Below are 18102 nucleotides of genomic sequence, written 5' to 3' on the forward strand. Positions count from 1 at the left end.
AGGTGGTAACTTAAATAAAGTTACCACCTTTAATATTTACTTTTATTTTTAATAGCCTTCATCAAAGCTAACTAATTTTTTAGGTGATTTTCCATCAAGGACACGTTTTATATTTTCGCAAGCTATATCAAAGATAAAATCTTTAGTCTGAGGCATAGTAAATCCACCTGTTATGTGTGGAGTTACTAATGCAGAAGATATACTCCACAATCTATGATTTTTAGGAAGTGGTTCTGGATCTGTTACATCTAAAGCAGCTCCGCCTAATTTACCTGATATAAGAGCATCACAAAGAGCCTCTATATCTATAGAATTACCACGACCAACATTTATAATAAATGCACCATCCTTTAAAGAGGTTATAGTTTCCTTTGATAAGAATCTATCTGTCTTTTTAGTGTTTGGAAGAGATAATGCAATTACATCTCCACGAGAAAGAACATCTTTGCATTCATCTTGAGTATATACCTCATCTAAAAAGTCTGGTTTCTCACCTTTAGTTCTACGGATACCAATAACATAAGCTCCAAGAGCTTTAAGTTTTTTAGCATATCTTGAACCGATATCTCCAACACCAACACAGATTACTGTACTGCCACTAATTGAAGTTATAGTACCAGCACTTTCCCATAAGCCTTCTTTCATATTATCTCGATATATTGGAAGTTTCTTTATCATACTAAGATGCATAGCAAGCATATATTCAGATATTGCAAAACCGTAAGCACCAGATGCATTAGCTAAAATTACATCCTTATTTGCATATATATTTCTATCTGTATAATCATCTGCACCAGCACTACAAAGTTGTAAAAATTTAAGAGAAGTAGCCTGTTTAAGTTTCTTAGGGTATACATTCCCAACTATTATAGTATATTGATTAAGATCTCCTACAGGAGTATCTCCACCTCTAAAAACAATTTCTGTATTACCACAGGCCTTTTTAAATTTTTCTTTTTGTGAATCATCAGTACTAATTAAAACTGCAATTTTATGCATATTATAAACCTCCTTTACTCCTAAATATCTATTTATCAGTAATTATAGCATTTATAAATAGTAAGAAGGAGATAAAATTATAATATGCAATATCGTTATATATTATAGACTTAGAAAAGGTTTGCATAATAAAAGATTTGAATATACAATAATACATAATAAATTTTATAAATAGGAGTTGAGGATTCTTGAATAATACTTTAAATATAATAAAGGATAAAACTTTAACTTATGAGCAAAAGGTTTTATCTCTTGCTAGAGAAGCTGAAAATTCATTAGATGTACTAAACCTTTCAAAAGAGATTCAAAGTTTAAGAGATGAAGGTGTAATATGTGATTTATACGAAGGAAATGCACCATATAGACCTAGATATATCTGTCCAGATTATGAGAAATTTATCAAAGAAGGAAGTGAATTTCTTAATTTAAATCCACCAAAGGACATATGGGAGGCTACAACTAATTTACTTATTTTGTACAAGCATGTACCATCTATAACTTCTATGCCAGTATACATAGGAAATATTGATACTCTTTTAGAGCCTTTTGTAGTGGATGAAGAGGAGGCTTATAGAGCTATAAAATTATTTTTACTTCAAATAGATAGAACAATAACAGATTCTTTCTGTCATGCAAATATTGGTCCTATAGAAACAAAAGCTGGAAGGATTATATTAAAAGCGCAGAGAGAACTTGAAACTGCAATACCAAATATAACATTAAAATATGGAAAAGAAACATCAAAAGAATTTGCTATAGATTCTATAAATACAGCTTTAGTTACAGCTAAGCCAAGCTTTGCAAATGATGAGATGTTCTCAAAGGAATTTGCACCATATAAATATGCAATAGCTAGTTGTTATAACGGATTATACATAGGGGGAGGTAGTCTTACACTTGTTAGACTTAATCTTTATAGAGCCTCTAAGAAGGCTACATCTAAAGAAGATTTCTTAGAGAATATATTACCTTATGTTATGGAGCAAATGAGTGAATATATAGATAAGAGAATAAAGTTTATAGTAGAGGAGAGCAATTTCTTTGAAAGTAATTTCCTAGTAAAAGAAGGATTGATACATAAAGATAGATTTACAGCTATGTTTGGTATGTTTGGACTCGCAGAGTGCGTAAATAATCTACTTAATGCAAAAGAATTAAAAGATAGATTTGGACATAGCGAAAAAGCAAATAAATTAGGCTTAGAAATAATAGATAAAATGTATGAGATAGTAAATAGCAGAGTTAATAAAGATTGTTCTATTACAGGTGGACATTTCTTACTACATGCACAAGTGGGAATAGATACAGATAATGGTACAAGTCCAGGATGTAGAATACCAATAGGAGAAGAGCCAGATTTACCTATTCATCTTATGCAAAGTGCTAAATTCCATAAGTATTTTCCATCAGGTATAGGTGATATATTCCCATTTGAATCAACAGCAAAGAAGAATCCAGAAGCTATCCTTGACATAATAAATGGAGCATTTAAAGAAGGTATGAGATATTTCTCATTATATTCTTCAGATTGTGATGTAATAAGAATAACTGGATATTTAGTTAAGCTATCTGATATAAAGAAACTAGAAGAGGGAGAACAAGTACTGCAAGATACTGTAGTATTAGGACTTGGAGCTGTTAAAAATTCTAGGATTTTAGATAGAAAGGTTAGAGATAATGACTAAGGGGTTAGTTAATAAGATAATTCCTTTTAGTTCAGTTGATGGACCTGGAAATAGAACGGCTATATTTTTTCAAGGGTGTAATTTTAACTGCAAATACTGCCATAATCCTGAAACTATAAAAACTTGTATAGTATGTGGTAAGTGCGTAGAGATATGTCCTCATGGTGCTGTAGAACTTTTAAATGGTACTATAAAATGGGATGAAGATAAATGTGAAAATTGTGGTTTATGCCTTGAAAATTGTACAAAAAATTGTGGACCAAGAACTAAATATATGAGTGTAGAAGATGTAGTAAGTGAGATATTAAAGGTAAAACCATTTATATCTGGAATAACTGTATCAGGGGGTGAGTGTACTCTTTGGAGAGATTTCCTTGTAGAGTTATTTAAGAAAGTTAAGGAATTAGGACTTAGTATTTTTGTAGATTCAAATGGATCATTAGACTTTTCTAAAGATAAAGAATTTATAGATCTTATAGATAAAGTTATGTTAGATATAAAATCATTTGATTCAGAAGAGCATGAAATGTTAACTAAGAGAAAAAATGATATAGTTCTTGAAAATGCTAAGTATTTAGCTAGTATAGATAAATTATTTGAGATAAGAACTGTTATAGTTCCAGACCTTTTAGACAATGAGAATAATGTATATAAGATAAGTAATCTTTTAGTATCTTTAGATCCTAAGATAAGATATAAACTTATAAAATATAGACCTATGGGAGTTAGAAAAAATGAGGTTAATTCTAAAACCCCAACAGATGAATATATGGATTATTTAAAAGATATAGCTATTAAAAATGGTTGTAAAGAAATATTGATATTATAACTTATAGAGAATAACCTTCCAATTTGGAGGGTTATTCTTTTGTGGTCTTGATAAATTTATCCTTAATTTATAAAAAAGTTAATTAAATAAATAAAATATCCAATAATGTATATAGTTGATTATAAAAATTTATTTTTGTTATAATCATGTTAATATTATAGTAATACTAAAATGGCAATTTTAATTTATAATAAGAGTTATGAATTAAATAATTGAGGCTATGAATTAATAAGATGATGACTATAAATTAATATAATAGAATCAAAGTAGAGAAGATACAAGGAGATGAAAAGGTATGGACGCGCCAGCAAAGAATACAAAGGTCTATGAAGAAGTCGTAGAGCGTATAAAAAAAATGATTGAAGAGGGCGAGCTTAAAATAGGGGATAAGTTACCAACAGAAAGAGCTATGGCTGAAGAATTAAATGTTAGTAGAGCTTCTATAAGAGAGGCTATAAGATCTCTTGAGGTTATAGGCCTTATAGAAAGTATACAAGGAGCTGGAAATTATATAAAAAATGATTTTAGTGAAATTCTTTTAGAGCCATTATCAATGATGTTTATGCTACAACAAGGTTCAGCTATCGATATATATGAGCTTAGAGAAGTTTTAGAACTTTCAACAATAATGCTATCAGCTGAAAGGATAAGCAAAGAAGAACTTAAAAAGTTAAAGGAATTAATAGAGAAGTTTAAAGAAAGTGATATAGAATCCAATAATGTAATTATAGATAAGGAATTCCATTACACTATAGTTAAGTCTGCAAATAATCCACTTATAACAAATCTTTTAAATGTTTTATCACAAGTAATAGATAAGTTTATAACTGACTCAAGAAAAAATATTCTAGAGAGTAGTGAGAATAAAGAGAGATTATTAAAATTACATGAAAGAGTATATATCGCACTAGAAAACAGAGATTCTATGGGAGCTTATACAGCTCTTAAAGAGCACTTTGAATTAATAAAAGAGTATATTAAATAGAATAGTGTTAAAAAAATAACGATTTAATAAGGAAACTAATGGAAACGAAGAGTTTACAATTTATTCTTAAAGAGGAGTTGCCAAAGGCGACTCCTTTATTTGTACTTAATACGTTTACAAATGTTTATAGTTAAAAAAATAACAATACTGGTAATGCTTAGAATAAAGGAGTACAATGAAATTGGAAATTGGTCATACCACCTAATTAGTATATAATAAGAAGGAGGAAATGATGGATATTTATTTAAAATTTATAGTTGCATTATTACCAATAATTCTACTTATGGTGGCACTTGGAGTCTTTAAAGTTCCAGGACATATAATTTGTCCTATAACTTTGGTAGTTACTATTATACTTGCAATACTTATGTGGGAAATGCCATTTGGTATTACAGCATCAGCAGCATTAGAAGGCATTGCACTTGCAGTGTGGCCTATAATGATAGTAATTATAGCGGCAGTATTTACTTATAACCTTTCAATCTACACAAAGGGAATGGATGTTATAAAGAAAATGCTAACAGGTGTTACAAATGATAGGAGAATTTTAGTATTAATTCTAGCCTTTGGCTTTGGTGGCTTCTTAGAAGCTGTAGCAGGGTTTGGAACTGCAGTTGCAATACCAGCAGGAATACTTGCAGCACTCGGATTTGAACCAATGTTTGCAGCGACTATATGCTTAATTGCAAATACAACACCAACAGCCTTCGGAGCAATAGGGCTTCCAGTTAACACTTTAGCTAAAGTGTCAGATATTTCTGTAGGACCTTTAAGCTACACAATATCACTTCAACTTTTTGGTTTCATTGTAATATTACCTTTCGTTCTAGTAATGATAACAGGTAAGGGATTCAAAGGGTTAAAAGGAGTTATTGGAATAACTATTGCATCAGGCCTTTCTTTTGCTATAGTACAAATGATTGTTGCAAAATACTTAGGCGCAGAATTACCTGCGGTGCTTGGGTCAGTCGTATCAATGGGAGTTACTATATTCATTGCAAAGGTATTTTATAAAGATAAGAGTTTAGAGGAAGAAGAAAAAGTTTCCTTTAAGCAAGGAGTCATAGCATGGTTACCTTTCATACTTATATTTATATTTATAATTTTAGTCAGTCCATTATTTCCAGCAATATATGAACCAATAGCAGCAGTTAAAACATCTGTAAGCATTTATAAAGGGGCTGGGGCGCATCCATATACATTTGTCTGGCTTGCAACACCAGGTACTATAATAATTGTAGCAACCTTTATAGGTGGTTTAATACAAGGAGCTTCTTTTGGAGCTATTGTAAAGGTTTTCCTAGAAACTGTTAAGCAGATGTTTAAATCAGCAATAACAATAATAGCAATAGTAGCACTAGCGAAGGTAATGGGATACAGCGGAATGATAAAATCTATTGCTTTAGTTTTAGTAATGGCAACAGGAAGCTTCTATCCAGTAATATCTCCATTAATTGGAGCTCTTGGAACTTTTGTAACAGGTAGTGATACCTCAGCTAATGTATTATTTGGAGGACTTCAAGTTGAAGCTGCAAAATCATTAGGAGTAAATTCTTATTGGCTTGCCGCAGCAAATACTTGTGGTGCAACAGCAGGTAAAATGATCTCACCTCAAAGTATAGCGGTTGCAACAGCAGCTACTGGACTTGAAGGTAGTGAAGGTAAAATTTTAAACTCAACACTAAAGTATTGTGTTTCATATGTAATTCTCTTAGGAGTACTAACATACATCGGAACATTAATAGGTATGTGATAAAAAGAAATGGAGGAAATGTATTATGAATACTATAGTTTGTATTAAGCAAGTACCAGGAACATCAAAAGTTGAAGTTGATGAAAAAACAGGAGTGTTAAAAAGGGATGGAATAGATACAAAAATGAATCCTTATGATTTATATGCTTTAGAAACTGCACTAAATATAAAAGAAGAAAAGGGTGGAGTTATAAAGGTAATAAGCATGGGACCACCTCAAGCTATGGAAGTAATAAAAGAAGCTTTCGCAATGGGAGCTGATGAAGGAACTCTAGTTTCAGATAGAAAGTTTGCAGGAGCAGATGTACTTGCAACATCTTATACATTATCACAAGGAATAAGACAATGTGGAGATTTTGACTTAATAATTTGCGGTAAACAAACAACAGATGGAGATACTGCACAGGTTGGACCTGAAATGGCAGAATATCTTGAAATTCCTCATGTTGCAAATGTAAGAAGAATATTAGAAGTAAATGATAACTTTATAACAGTAGAAATGGATATGCCAAATACACTAGAAATAGTAGATATTAAGTATCCATGTCTTATAACAGTAGAGAAGGATATATTTGAACCAAGACTACCTTCTTATAAGAGAAGTATAGAATCTAAAGATAGAGAAATAAGAATGATATCTTTACAAGATTTTGAGGATAAAAATGAGAAGAAGTATGGATTAAATGGATCTCCTACTCAAGTTGAAAGAATATTCCCACCAGAATCAAATGATGACCACGAAATGTGGACAGGTAGTTCAGATGAGATAAGTGAAAAAATGACTAAAAGATTAAAGGAATTAAAGTTTATTTAAGGGGGAGTAAGTTATGGCAAAGTTAGTAATAAACCAAGATAAAGTAGGCAATATAGAAGAAATTATAAAGATTTGTCCATTTGGTGCTTTAGAAGAGAAGGACGGAAAACTTGAAATAAATGCAAGTTGTAAAATGTGCAAAATGTGTGTGAGAAAAGGTCCTAAAGGGGCTATAGAATACATAGAGGAAGAAGTCGTTAAGATAGATAAAAGCAAATGGAATGGAGTAGCTGTATACGTAGATCACGTAGATGGAGATATACATCCAGTTACATTTGAATTAATAGGTAAGGCAAGAGAACTTGCAGATAAAGTAAACCAAAAGGTTTATTGTATATTCATAGGAAGTAACATAGAAGAAAAAGCAGGAGAATTATTACACTATGGTGTAGATGAAGTAATGGTATATGACAAAGAAGAACTTGAAAACTTTAGAATAGAACCATATGCAGCAGTAATTGATGACTTTATAAAGAAGGTTAAACCAGCTGTGCTTCTTGTTGGCGCAACAACAGTTGGTAGATCATTAGCTCCAAGGGTTGCTGCAAGATGTAGAACTGGGTTAACAGCAGACTGTACAATACTAGATATAAAAGATAATACAGATTTAGTACAAATAAGACCAGCATTTGGTGGTAATATAATGGCTCAAATAGTCACTCCAAATTCAAGACCACAACTTGCAACAGTTAGATATAAAGTAATGTCAGCACCTGAAAGAAATGAAGAGGGTAGCGGTACATTAACAATCTGTGATATAGATTCTTCTAAATTAGCTTCTAATATAGAAGTAAAAGAAGTTGTAGCTAAAGAAAAAGAACATAGCATATCAGAAGCTGAGGTATTAGTAGTTGCAGGTAGAGCTGTAAAATCAGAAAAAGATATGGAAATGATAAAAGAACTTGCAGATCTATTAGGTGGAGAACTTGCAGTAACTAGACCATTAATAGAATGTGGATGGGAAGATGCTAAAAAGCAAGTTGGTTTAAGTGGTAGAACTGTAAGACCAAAACTTATAATAACTTGTGGTGTATCTGGTGCAGTACAATTTACAGCAGGTATGAATAACTCAGATTATATATTCGCAATAAATAAAGATGAAAAAGCACCAATATTTAAAGTAGCTCACTACGGAATAGTTGGAGATATATACGAAATAGTTCCAAAATTAATAGAAGAAATAAAAGGAAATAAGGGGGAATAGTCATGAGTTACAGCAAAGTTTCAGAAAATACTATAAAAGATATAGAAAAGATAATCAATGATGAGGACAGAGTATTTTATGGAGAAAATATAAATGAAGATTATAGTCATGATGAATTAGGCTCTATAAAAGAGTTTCCTGATATAGTAGTTAAGGTAGCTACTACAGAAGAAGTATCAGAAGTAATGAAGTATGCTTATGAACACAATATTCCAGTAACTGCAAGAGGTTCAGGAACAGGACTTGTTGGTGCAGCTGTTGCACTTCACAAAGGAATAGTTTTAGATTTAAGTGGTATGAACAAGATACTAGAACTTGATGAAGATAACTTAACATTAACTGTAGAACCTGGTGTGTTATTGATGGAAATTGCAAAGTTTGTAGAAGAAAATGACTTATTCTACCCACCAGATCCAGGAGAAAAAACAGCAACTATCGCTGGTAACATTAGTACAAATGCCGGTGGTATGAGAGCTGTTAAATACGGAGTAACTAGAGATTATGTAAGAGGATTAGAAGTTGTATTACCTAATGGACATGTAATGAACTTAGGTGGTAAGGTTGTTAAAAACAGTTCAGGATATAGCCTTAAAGATTTAATTGTAGGTTCTGAAGGCACTTTAGCAATAATAACAAAAGCTACACTTAAACTATTACCATTACCTAAAAAGGCAATTAGCTTACTTGTGCCTTTTGAAGATTTAGAAACTGCAATAGAAACAGTTCCTAAGATAATTAAATCAAAATCAATACCAACAGCTGTTGAATTTATGCAAAAGGAAGCAATAGTTGCAGCAGAAGAATATCTAGGAAAGAAATTCCCAGACCATACTTCAGATGCATACTTACTTCTAACTTTTGATGGAAATTCAAGAGAAGAGATAGAAAAAGATTATCAAAAGGTTGCAGATATATGCCTTAAAGAAGGTGCTATAGATGCATTCATATCAGATACAGAAGAAAGACAAGAGTCAATCTGGTCTGCAAGAGGAGCATTCCTAGAAGCTATAAAGGCATCAACTACTGAAATGGATGAAGTTGACGTAGTTGTACCAAGAAATAGAGTTGCTGAATTTGTTAAGTACACTCATAAATTAGAAAAAGAACATGATATTAGAATTAAGAGTTTTGGACATGCTGGTGATGGTAATCTTCATATCTATCTATTAAAAGATGCATTAGATGAAAAGACTTGGCATGAAAAACTTCAAAAGGTTATGCAATGCATGTATGACAGAGCAAAAGAATTAAAAGGACAAGTATCAGGAGAACATGGAATAGGATTCGCTAAGAAAGGATACTTAAATGAATCATTAAGTGATGAATTAATTGGTATCATGAGAGGAATCAAGTTGACTTTTGACCCTAAGAATATTTTAAATCCTGGTAAAGTTTGTGAATAGAAGATTGTAATATTATCCCTAAGTGTTACTTTAAAAATGATGCTTAGGGATAGTTTTATGGGGAAAATATATTTTAATTAAACAAATACCTGAAAAGTTTAGGTATTTATCTTGTGTAAGATTGTGAAATAATGTACAATTAATTTAGAAAATTTAAATATTTGAAAATAGGTTTAACAAATATTAATATATTTGAAGATTAAAAGGGAAGTGGGTTTGAATCCCACGCGGTCCCGCCGCTGTAATGGAGGAGCTTATTGTAAACTATGCCACTGGATTATTCTCTGGGAAGGCTTACAATAGGTGTTGATACTTGAGCCAGAAGACCTGCCTATTTTTAAAAAGACCAAAAACTCTACGGGATATAGGGGGGTGCTTTGCTTATGAATAAATTATGTTTTTTGAAATTCATAGGGCCTCTTGATTTTGAGTCAAGGGGCTTTTTTATATGCAATTTTATTGGTTTTACTTAAAGTAAGCTGACTTTAAAAAAGATAATTTAGAAAGCAGTATTAATAATTTATAATCTTTATATTTTAATAATTTATATTTAAGGAGCGGATTTATATTATGTCAAATATGTCAAAAAGAATTCAACTTTTTGTTGGTATCACATTAATGATATTATTTATACCAACTAAGGCATCAGCTATGCACATTATGGAAGGATTTCTTCAACCAAAATGGTGTATAGAATGGGGAGCATTCACTATTCCATTTGTAATTTTTGGAATATTCTCAATTAAAAAGACAATAAGTGCAAACCCTCGTCTTAAGATATTACTTGCAATGGCAGGAGCATTTGCATTTGTTTTATCTGCATTAAAATTACCATCAGTAACTGGAAGTTGTTCACATCCAACTGGTGTGGGTCTAGGCGCAATTTTATTTGGACCTACTGCTATGACTGTTTTAGGACTTATAGTACTTTTATTCCAAGCAATACTTTTAGCACATGGCGGACTTACAACTCTTGGCGCAAACACATTCTCAATGGCGGTAGTTGGACCATTTGTATCATACGGAATTTATAAATTAGTTAAAAAATTAAATGGACCAAGATGGCTTGGAATATTCCTTGCAGCTGCACTTGGTGATTTAGCAACTTATATGACTACTTCAATACAACTTGGAATTGCATTCCCATCAGAAGCAGGTGGTGCTATGGCGTCTATAATTAAATTTATGGGTATATTTGCAGTAACACAAATACCTCTAGCTATAAGTGAAGGTATATTAACTGTTGTAATATTTAATGCAATAGCAGCTTATGATAAAGAAGATTTAATGGATCTTAACATCCTATCAAAGGAGGGAATTTAATTTGAGTAATAATGTAGAAAAGAAAGAAAAGACAAGCAGTCTAAAGACTAATATTATACTTATATTAATAGTTGTAGCACTTGCAATAGTTCCATTTTTCATTGCAAAAGATGGAGAGTTTGGTGGATCAGATGATGCAGCAGAAGCTGCTATAACTCAAATAGATAAGGACTATGAACCTTGGTTCTCACCAATATTTGAACCTAAAAGTGGAGAAATAGAAAGTTTATTATTTGCACTTCAGGCTGCAATTGGTGCTGGAGTTATAGGATTTGGTCTTGGATACTTTAAGGGAAAAAGAAAGAGATTAGATGGAGAAAATAAATGATAAATATTGATAAGTATGCCTATTCATCAAAACTAAAAAAGATAAACCCAATGGAGAAGTTTGTATTTGCAATACTTACTCTAATAGTTTGTCTTTTTGCAGACAGGCTACCAGTATCAATAGCTGTATTTTTAATTATGGGAGTTGCCACACTAAAATGTAGTGGCACTCCTAAAAAAGTTTATTTTAAGCTTTTATTAGTACCAATGGCATTTTTAATTATTGGAGTACTTACTATAACAATTAATTTCTCTAAAGATCAGAGTATGTTTTTGTTTTCATTACATATATTTAATACATTTATAGGAGTATCAAAGTATGGATTATATAAAGCTTTAGGACTATTTTTTAAGGTTTTAGGGTCAGTGTCATGTCTTTACTTTTTATCATTAAGCACACCTATGGTTGATATACTTTCAGTACTTGAAAAACTTAAAGTGCCAAAGCTTATGATTGAAATGATGGGACTTGTATATAAGTTTATTTTTATACTTCTAGATACAGCAAATACTATGTTTACAGCTCAAAACTCAAGACTTGGGTACATGAATTTAAAGTCAGGATATCGTTCTTTAGGTGCACTTGCATCTACACTTTTTATTCGTTCTTTTAAAAGAGCAAATGATCTTTATATATCATTAGAATCAAGAGGATATGATGGAGAGCTTACTGTACTCCAAGAACCATATAAAAAGAGTGGAAAGATATATATTGCAGCAATAGTTATAAACGTGATTTTGATAGTGATTGCATTAATGTTAAAGTATTAGAAGACATAGGAGGAGAAGATAAAAAATGTATGAAAATATAATAAAATTAGAGGATCTTCATTACAAATATCCTGATGGAACTAATGCATTAAATGGGATTGACATGGAGATAAAAAAAGGTGAGGTAACAGCTATATTGGGTGGAAATGGAGCCGGTAAATCAACTTTATTTCATCATTTAAATGGAATAGTAAAACCTACTAAAGGAAGAGTTTTATTTAATGGAAGTCCTATAGATTACTCAAGAAAAGGGCTTATAAAGCTTAGACAATCTGTTGGAGTTGTATTTCAAGATCCAGATAGTCAGTTATTTTCAGCTAGCGTGTATCAAGATGTTTCTTTTGGAGCAGTTAATATGAAGCTTCCAGAAGATGAGATTAGAAGACGTGTTGATAATGCAATTAAAAGGACTGGGATAGAGCATCTAAAAGATAAACCAACTCACTGTTTAAGTTTTGGTCAAAAGAAACGTGTAGCAATTGCTGGAGTATTAGTTATGGAACCTGATGTTCTTATATTAGATGAACCAACAGCAGGGCTTGATCCAGTTGGAGTTAGTGAGATAATGAATCTTTTAAAAGAGACTCAAAAAGCTCTTGGTATATCAATAATTATATCAACTCATGATATAGATATAGTTCCACTTTTTTGTGATAATGTATATGTTATAAATGAAGGTAAAGTAGTTTTACAAGGTACTCCAAAGGAAGTGTTTAATGAAAAGAAGGCCATTAGAAGTGTTAAGTTAAGGCTTCCACGTATTGGTCACTTAATGGAGATATTAAAAGAGAAAGATGGCTTTGGCTTTAAAGATATTCCTGTTACAATTTCAGGTGCAAGAGAAGCTATAAAGGCTTGGAGAGATGAAAATAAATAGTATTGTGTTCTAGGATATTTCCTGGGACACTTTTTTATTTATATACTTATAAATAATTTAGAAAATATTATATGGATTAATTATACATAAATGTTTATTATTAATATATGAGATGATGAATAGTTATTTTATATTTAAAAATAAAAGTATAATTGGAGATTAGATATGAGTTTACGTATTGAAAAAGAAAGATTGATTATTAGAGAACTTGAAGAATTGGATTCAAAAGATTTTATTGATATGGCATCAGATGGAACATTATCAATAATATTTGATGAATGGGAGATATGTGCTGAGTGGATTATATTATAAATACAATAGAGCTTCATAACAAGGATATATTGGAACTTTGATGAGTTTCTCAAATATAATAATTCTAATATTGTTTATGGATATAATAAGGGGCTAGAGGGAGCAAATTATGAATTGGGTGTTATAGATACTTATAGTCACAAATTTAATTTACCTAAGAAAGAATATTTTATTGATATTTTTAATGGTCAATTTATGAGGAATAAAGGGAGCATGGGGGGAGTTGTGGAAGTAATAAAAATCAGTATTTCTTGGATTAATTTATTTTCTTATATAATTAATAACCTTAATAAATAGAAAAAGTATATTGATTTTAGTATCCTTTTTCTATTTTATCTTTTAAAAAATTAGTGCAAACAAATAATGTTGATAAAAGTGATGAAAAGCCAGTTAATAGTAATACCGTATCAAAATCTGAGAAGATATTTTCAATTATTATATTTGATAGGACTGATGATATAAAAAATAATGAGATCCATATAGTTACTGTTAGTAAAATTCATAATATAATATATTTTTTCATAGTAGTGCCTCCTAGATACATATCGGATATTTTGTTAGATACATTATATTATAATTACAAAGCAAATATTAATAAAAATGTAGTTTAATACCATTTAATGTTTTGGTAAAGTATATTTATATACAAAATAATATTTTACACAGAGAGAATTGAAAATAAAACTGGAGGAAAATTATTAATGATAAAAATAGGATGCTTAGCAAGATTCTTTAATAGATATGAAGATGAAGTTATATTTGCTAAAGAAAATAAGTTTGATTTTATGCAACTATGGTATGACAATAGAGGATTATGTTTACATGAAACTGATAAAGAATTTGTTGATACAATAAATAAGTACAAGTTTCCTATAATTATTCATGCAGTTCTAAATATAAATGAATTTAAGGAACATATACCAAAATTATTAGATATATTAAATAAATTAAATCATAAGGAATTAATAATTCATCCAATTTGTGAAAATGAGAGAATTGATGAAAAAACAATATATAAATTAGATGAAAGTATTAAATATGCTTTAGATATATTTATGACAAATGGTATTACGGTGTATTTAGAAAACAATAGCAAATTGGATCCAATATTTACAGATACTCATGAGATAGAAAAGATATTTAATCAAAATAAAGATTTAGAATTTTTATTAGATGTTGCACACATAGACGATCTTAATCATTTACAGGAGATGATTAAGATTAAGAAACCTAAAATACTTCATATCTCAGATAGAAGATTTAATGTGATTCATGAACATTTGCCTATAGGAAATGGAGATATAGATTTTGAGTATATATTTAGTAATTTATTACCTAAATATAATGGGAAGATAATACTAGAAATTGTAAATAGTAATTTAGATATAATAAATTCAAAGAAGATTATAGAAAGTTTAATAGATAAAAATATTAAATCAACTAAGTGAGATTAATTTATATGAGTTTACGTATTAAAACAGAAGATTTAATTATTATAAAATATATTTGTAGATAAAATAATGTTTTACACAGGAGGAAAAATATGAAAAGTATAGTAAAAAATATATGCATATTTATAGGGTGTCTTTTTATAACTTGGTTTTTATATTATAACTTTTTAGGAGATATAGTTTCTAGAGTTATTTCAGATGCACCATTAGCATATTTGTCTATAATGGTTATTACAGCATTAACGTTATTTATAATTGTTAGATCCATTATAGATAAGAAATTTAATAAGGGGTATACTGATATAATAGCTATTATGTATTTTATTATAATAATGATTTTAACTTTTTTTAAAGGGAATTATTCAGGTGTAAATCTAAATCCTTTTGAAATAATAAATGAATTTAATGATTATTTTGGACATGCATTGCTTCTTTTAATTTCTAATATATTTATATATGTACCAGTATCAATTTATATTAAATTTAAAACAAGAATCAGCAATAAAAATCTAGTATCAGTTTTTTTAGTCTATATAATAATTGTAGAAATTACTCAATTTACTTTAAATAGAGGAATCCTTGATATAAATGATATAATAACAAATACTTTAGGTTTTACTATGGGAATATACATTTATAGTTGTATTATAAGAATGATTAAATCAAAGAGTAAATATTTAGAATGTAAATCAGTATTAGATTAGCTTATGTTAGTGATTAAATTATTAGAGTATAGGAATTACTTTCTTTAGTCTATAAACATGAAGGTATTATACATTAAACCTAATATCTATAATTATATATATTGAGTTTTTACATTATAAATAAATTTATATTAAAAATATGTAGTTTAAACATGAAACATACAGTTTCAGTTTCAATATGAAAAATGTGGTAGAATAAATTTGAAATTTTAACCAATGATCGTGTTGGTTTGTTGATTATTTAATGGGGATAGTGGATAAATTTAAATTGCGTTTTACAAAATTAAGGGGGAAATTAAAATTGAAGTTAACTTATGAAATAAGTAAAGAAAGATATGAGGAGATATTAGAAAAACCTTTAAATAAAAAACTTGAATCACTAAATACTATAAAGAAAAGTAAATTCTATAGAGTATTTTTAGCTATTGCTATACCATTATTTTCTCTTGTGCTTTTAATAGGCATATTGGCAGATGGCATAGAATCAACGGTGAAATTATTTCCTAGAATAGTATCCTGTATAGTTTTACTTTTTATTTATTTCGAGCTATTATTTAAGATTGTACCTAAAATTCAAAGAAAGGTAATAATGACGAAAGGGAAATCTTTGATCGAAAATAGATTATTTAATGTCAACAAATTAATAAAATTTGTAATAGAAATTGATAAAAAGAGCATAAGGCAATATGGTGGGGTAAAAAGTACGGAAATATCTTATTGTGCGATAGATGAAGTAAATATTTTTGAAGATTTTATTCATATTGAATATTTAAAAAGCAATATTATTTATATTCCTTTAGAGGCATTTAATAATGAAGATGAATTAGAGCAGTGTTATAAAATAATAAAAGAAAACATAAAGAGTTCTAAAGATGAAAAGTTATCTATAGATAATTCAGATTTTTCTTATATAAAAAGAGAAGATGATATTAGAAACTTAAATAAATACATTTTTACTACAAAGGAAGGCGATCTTATTATAAAAGCTACTAAAGAAGTATTTTTATATTCTTTAATATTAGTTGCTGTGTTATGTTTAATTATAATTACTTGTCTAATTAGCTTTAAATATGGGTGTATGTCTCTAATAGTCTTTGCTATAGTAATACTTCTTACAAGAACAAAAATGTCAACAGATAGAATTAAAAAAGCGGTATTAAAAGAAGAAGTTAAAAATTTTAATAACCAAAATAAAAATATAAGTATTACTTTTAAAGATGATGGTATTCAATTTTATCAAGAAGATAATATTTGTACTATTAAATATGAGGGAATTAAGTCTATAGAGGAATCAAATGGATTAATTTTATTAAAAAATGATTTATTGCTTGCGTATATACCAAATAGAATTTTTAAGAGTGAAGGAAAACAAAAAGTAATAAATATATTGAAAAGTAAATGCAATATTTTATAAAAACATTACGCTATGTTCAATACGTATGTTGATATTTGATTAAATTATCATAAATAGGTTATTAGATAAATATAATATAAACTTATTCAATTAGAAAATGTGCAGAAATAGTTGGAATCAGTATACCTACATTATTTTTATAGAGACATAAAATTTTAGATGCTGTAAGAGCATATATAGGAATTGGTCATGTATCAGGGGTAGTTGAAGCTCATGAAACATTTTTTAGGATTTCTTATAAAAGGGAAACCATAGTAAAAGTAGTACCTTTACTATGCCGCGTAAGCCGTATAAACGTGGTCCTAAAAGTAAACCTTCAAGCCAAGAGGCAAAGAAAAAGAGAGGTATCTATAATAATCAAGTATCTGTAATTTGTGATACCGATAGGGAAATGTTATGTCAGAATTAATTTGTAATGGTAAATAATGTTTAATGTTTACTGTTATTTGTGTATAATTAAATAAGAAAGTAATTCGTAATAGTATACAAGACGAGTTAGTTTTACTTCTAAACTGTCAATAAATTCTAATTTATCAAACAGCTTGTAATAAGATTACTTATACTTTGGAGGTTTATATGAAATATATTAAAATAGAGACAGAAAGCATAAATCGGAAACTATTCGCTCACTTTCTACGTCATCAAAGGGTAACAAAATGTTGGAGAAAAATTGATGGTAAGTGGTTTATCAAAGAAATTACTTTTATCGATGACTGGACTGAAGAAAAATACGATAAACTGTTTATCAGTTTAAAAGATACTGTGGCAACTGGTGGATTAGTACTTGGAGCATTCTTGAATAAAGACTTAAAAGGCTTCATATCCATAGAGCCTAATCTCTTTGGCAAAAACAAAGAGTATTTGGACTTAGCTAACATTCACGTTTCAGAAGAGATGCGAGGAAAAGGTATCGGGAAAGAATTATTTCACAATGCAAAGATATGGGCAAAAGAGTGTGGAGCACAAAAACTATATATTTCAGGACATTCGGCAGTAGAGACCCAAGCATTCTACCGTGCAATGGGATGCGTGGAAGCACAGGAATATAGTATAAAACATGTAGTGAAAGAACCATGTGATTGTCAGTTGGAATGTAAAGTATGAGTATAAAATGTAATGACTAAATTCTAATTTGTCGATTATATTTTAATAAACAATCTTAAAAATAACGAACTAAAAGGACTAATAATTCATTGGTCCTTTTTAAATATCTTATTTTCAACATTATTCTTAAACATATCGAAACATTAA

At 29.4% G+C, this 18102-nt stretch carries 18 protein-coding genes and 1 riboswitch; of the genes, 17 read left to right on the forward strand and 1 reads right to left on the reverse strand.

Translation table 11 applies throughout. From position 1 onward, the window contains the following. Positions 1 to 48: 48 nt before the first annotated feature. Entirely contained in the window at positions 49 to 999 is a 951-nt protein-coding gene (locus JOC62_RS09330) for a D-2-hydroxyacid dehydrogenase (RefSeq protein WP_204594996.1), read from the reverse strand. A gap of 188 nt (positions 1000 to 1187) precedes the next feature. Between JOC62_RS09330 and JOC62_RS09335 the strand changes: the two genes are divergently transcribed. The 17 genes from JOC62_RS09335 to JOC62_RS09410 all read left to right on the forward strand — a co-directional run bounded on the left by JOC62_RS09335 (position 1188) and on the right by JOC62_RS09410 (position 17955). Beyond that, positions 1188 to 2684 carry a YjjI family glycine radical enzyme gene (locus JOC62_RS09335; protein ID WP_204594997.1) on the forward strand — a complete coding sequence of 499 codons (1497 nt, stop codon included), beginning with the start codon at positions 1188 to 1190 and terminating at the stop codon, positions 2682 to 2684. Continuing rightward, complete coding sequence (locus tag JOC62_RS09340) at positions 2677 to 3513, forward strand: YjjW family glycine radical enzyme activase (RefSeq protein ID WP_204594998.1); 837 nt, start codon at positions 2677 to 2679, stop codon at positions 3511 to 3513. The genes JOC62_RS09335 and JOC62_RS09340 overlap by 8 nt, the downstream gene beginning before the upstream one ends. A gap of 295 nt (positions 3514 to 3808) precedes the next feature. Continuing rightward, positions 3809 to 4498, forward strand: coding sequence for a FadR/GntR family transcriptional regulator (locus JOC62_RS09345; protein WP_204594999.1), 690 nt, complete (start codon positions 3809 to 3811; stop codon positions 4496 to 4498). Between the two features lie 232 nt (positions 4499 to 4730). Continuing rightward, entirely contained in the window at positions 4731 to 6251 is a 1521-nt protein-coding gene (locus JOC62_RS09350) for an L-lactate permease (protein ID WP_204595000.1), read from the forward strand. 25 nt (positions 6252 to 6276) lie between these two features. Then, a complete protein-coding gene (locus JOC62_RS09355) occupies positions 6277 to 7065 on the forward strand; it encodes an electron transfer flavoprotein subunit beta/FixA family protein (RefSeq protein ID WP_204595001.1) in 789 nt (262 codons plus the stop codon). 13 nt (positions 7066 to 7078) lie between these two features. Further along, positions 7079 to 8269, forward strand: coding sequence for an electron transfer flavoprotein subunit alpha (locus JOC62_RS09360; RefSeq protein ID WP_204595002.1), 1191 nt, complete (start codon positions 7079 to 7081; stop codon positions 8267 to 8269). Positions 8270 to 8271: 2 nt separating this feature from the next. Further along, positions 8272 to 9672: an FAD-binding oxidoreductase gene (locus JOC62_RS09365; protein WP_204595003.1), complete on the forward strand. Its 1401-nt coding sequence runs from the start codon at positions 8272 to 8274 to the stop codon at positions 9670 to 9672. A gap of 152 nt (positions 9673 to 9824) precedes the next feature. After that, positions 9825 to 10021, forward strand: a riboswitch (cobalamin riboswitch). Between the two features lie 230 nt (positions 10022 to 10251). After that, positions 10252 to 10995, forward strand: a complete 744-nt coding sequence (locus JOC62_RS09370; protein WP_204595080.1) for an energy-coupling factor ABC transporter permease — start codon at positions 10252 to 10254, stop codon at positions 10993 to 10995. A gap of 1 nt (position 10996) precedes the next feature. After that, positions 10997 to 11323: an energy-coupling factor ABC transporter substrate-binding protein gene (locus JOC62_RS09375; RefSeq protein ID WP_204595004.1), complete on the forward strand. Its 327-nt coding sequence runs from the start codon at positions 10997 to 10999 to the stop codon at positions 11321 to 11323. Beyond that, entirely contained in the window at positions 11320 to 12093 is a 774-nt protein-coding gene (gene cbiQ, locus JOC62_RS09380) for a cobalt ECF transporter T component CbiQ (protein WP_204595005.1), read from the forward strand. The genes JOC62_RS09375 and cbiQ overlap by 4 nt, the downstream gene beginning before the upstream one ends. 25 nt (positions 12094 to 12118) lie before the next feature. Continuing rightward, positions 12119 to 12970, forward strand: a complete 852-nt coding sequence (locus JOC62_RS09385) for an ATP-binding cassette domain-containing protein (RefSeq protein ID WP_204595006.1) — start codon at positions 12119 to 12121, stop codon at positions 12968 to 12970. A gap of 165 nt (positions 12971 to 13135) precedes the next feature. Beyond that, the gene (locus tag JOC62_RS09390) at positions 13136 to 13282 is read left to right on the forward strand and encodes a hypothetical protein (RefSeq protein ID WP_204595007.1); all 147 of its coding nucleotides are present in this window, start codon (positions 13136 to 13138) and stop codon (positions 13280 to 13282) included. Between the two features lie 701 nt (positions 13283 to 13983). Further along, positions 13984 to 14730: a TIM barrel protein gene (locus JOC62_RS09395; protein ID WP_204595008.1), complete on the forward strand. Its 747-nt coding sequence runs from the start codon at positions 13984 to 13986 to the stop codon at positions 14728 to 14730. A gap of 95 nt (positions 14731 to 14825) precedes the next feature. Then, on the forward strand, positions 14826 to 15437 hold the full coding sequence (locus tag JOC62_RS09400) for a VanZ family protein (RefSeq protein WP_204595009.1): 612 nt from the start codon (positions 14826 to 14828) through the stop codon (positions 15435 to 15437). A gap of 301 nt (positions 15438 to 15738) precedes the next feature. After that, positions 15739 to 16851, forward strand: coding sequence for a hypothetical protein (locus JOC62_RS09405; protein ID WP_204595010.1), 1113 nt, complete (start codon positions 15739 to 15741; stop codon positions 16849 to 16851). Between the two features lie 274 nt (positions 16852 to 17125). Continuing rightward, positions 17126 to 17260 (forward strand): hypothetical protein, encoded by a 135-nt coding sequence (locus JOC62_RS19355; protein WP_279381515.1) that lies wholly within the window; start codon positions 17126 to 17128, stop codon positions 17258 to 17260. Between the two features lie 167 nt (positions 17261 to 17427). Next, positions 17428 to 17955: a GNAT family N-acetyltransferase gene (locus JOC62_RS09410; RefSeq protein WP_204595011.1), complete on the forward strand. Its 528-nt coding sequence runs from the start codon at positions 17428 to 17430 to the stop codon at positions 17953 to 17955. Positions 17956 to 18102: the final 147 nt, after the last annotated feature.

The organism is Clostridium sardiniense, from assembly GCF_016907995.1.
Taxonomy (GTDB): domain Bacteria; phylum Bacillota; class Clostridia; order Clostridiales; family Clostridiaceae; genus Clostridium; species Clostridium sardiniense.

Excerpts from the sequence above, each read along its gene's own strand:
- cbiQ (WP_204595005.1), top strand. The coding sequence starts at position 11,320 with ATGATAAATATTGATAAGTATGCCTATTCATCAAAACTAAAAAAGATA.
- JOC62_RS19355 (WP_279381515.1), top strand. The coding sequence starts at position 17,126 with ATGCCGCGTAAGCCGTATAAACGTGGTCCTAAAAGTAAACCTTCAAGC.
- JOC62_RS09340 (WP_204594998.1), top strand. The coding sequence starts at position 2,677 with ATGACTAAGGGGTTAGTTAATAAGATAATTCCTTTTAGTTCAGTTGAT.
- JOC62_RS09390 (WP_204595007.1), top strand. The coding sequence starts at position 13,136 with ATGAGTTTACGTATTGAAAAAGAAAGATTGATTATTAGAGAACTTGAA.
- JOC62_RS09410 (WP_204595011.1), top strand. The coding sequence starts at position 17,428 with ATGAAATATATTAAAATAGAGACAGAAAGCATAAATCGGAAACTATTC.
- JOC62_RS09370 (WP_204595080.1), top strand. The coding sequence starts at position 10,252 with ATGTCAAAAAGAATTCAACTTTTTGTTGGTATCACATTAATGATATTA.
- JOC62_RS09350 (WP_204595000.1), top strand. The coding sequence starts at position 4,731 with ATGGATATTTATTTAAAATTTATAGTTGCATTATTACCAATAATTCTA.
- JOC62_RS09345 (WP_204594999.1), top strand. The coding sequence starts at position 3,809 with ATGGACGCGCCAGCAAAGAATACAAAGGTCTATGAAGAAGTCGTAGAG.
- JOC62_RS09385 (WP_204595006.1), top strand. The coding sequence starts at position 12,119 with ATGTATGAAAATATAATAAAATTAGAGGATCTTCATTACAAATATCCT.
- JOC62_RS09400 (WP_204595009.1), top strand. The coding sequence starts at position 14,826 with ATGAAAAGTATAGTAAAAAATATATGCATATTTATAGGGTGTCTTTTT.
- JOC62_RS09365 (WP_204595003.1), top strand. The coding sequence starts at position 8,272 with ATGAGTTACAGCAAAGTTTCAGAAAATACTATAAAAGATATAGAAAAG.
- JOC62_RS09330 (WP_204594996.1), bottom strand. The coding sequence starts at position 999 with ATGCATAAAATTGCAGTTTTAATTAGTACTGATGATTCACAAAAAGAA.
- JOC62_RS09395 (WP_204595008.1), top strand. The coding sequence starts at position 13,984 with ATGATAAAAATAGGATGCTTAGCAAGATTCTTTAATAGATATGAAGAT.
- JOC62_RS09355 (WP_204595001.1), top strand. The coding sequence starts at position 6,277 with ATGAATACTATAGTTTGTATTAAGCAAGTACCAGGAACATCAAAAGTT.
- JOC62_RS09360 (WP_204595002.1), top strand. The coding sequence starts at position 7,079 with ATGGCAAAGTTAGTAATAAACCAAGATAAAGTAGGCAATATAGAAGAA.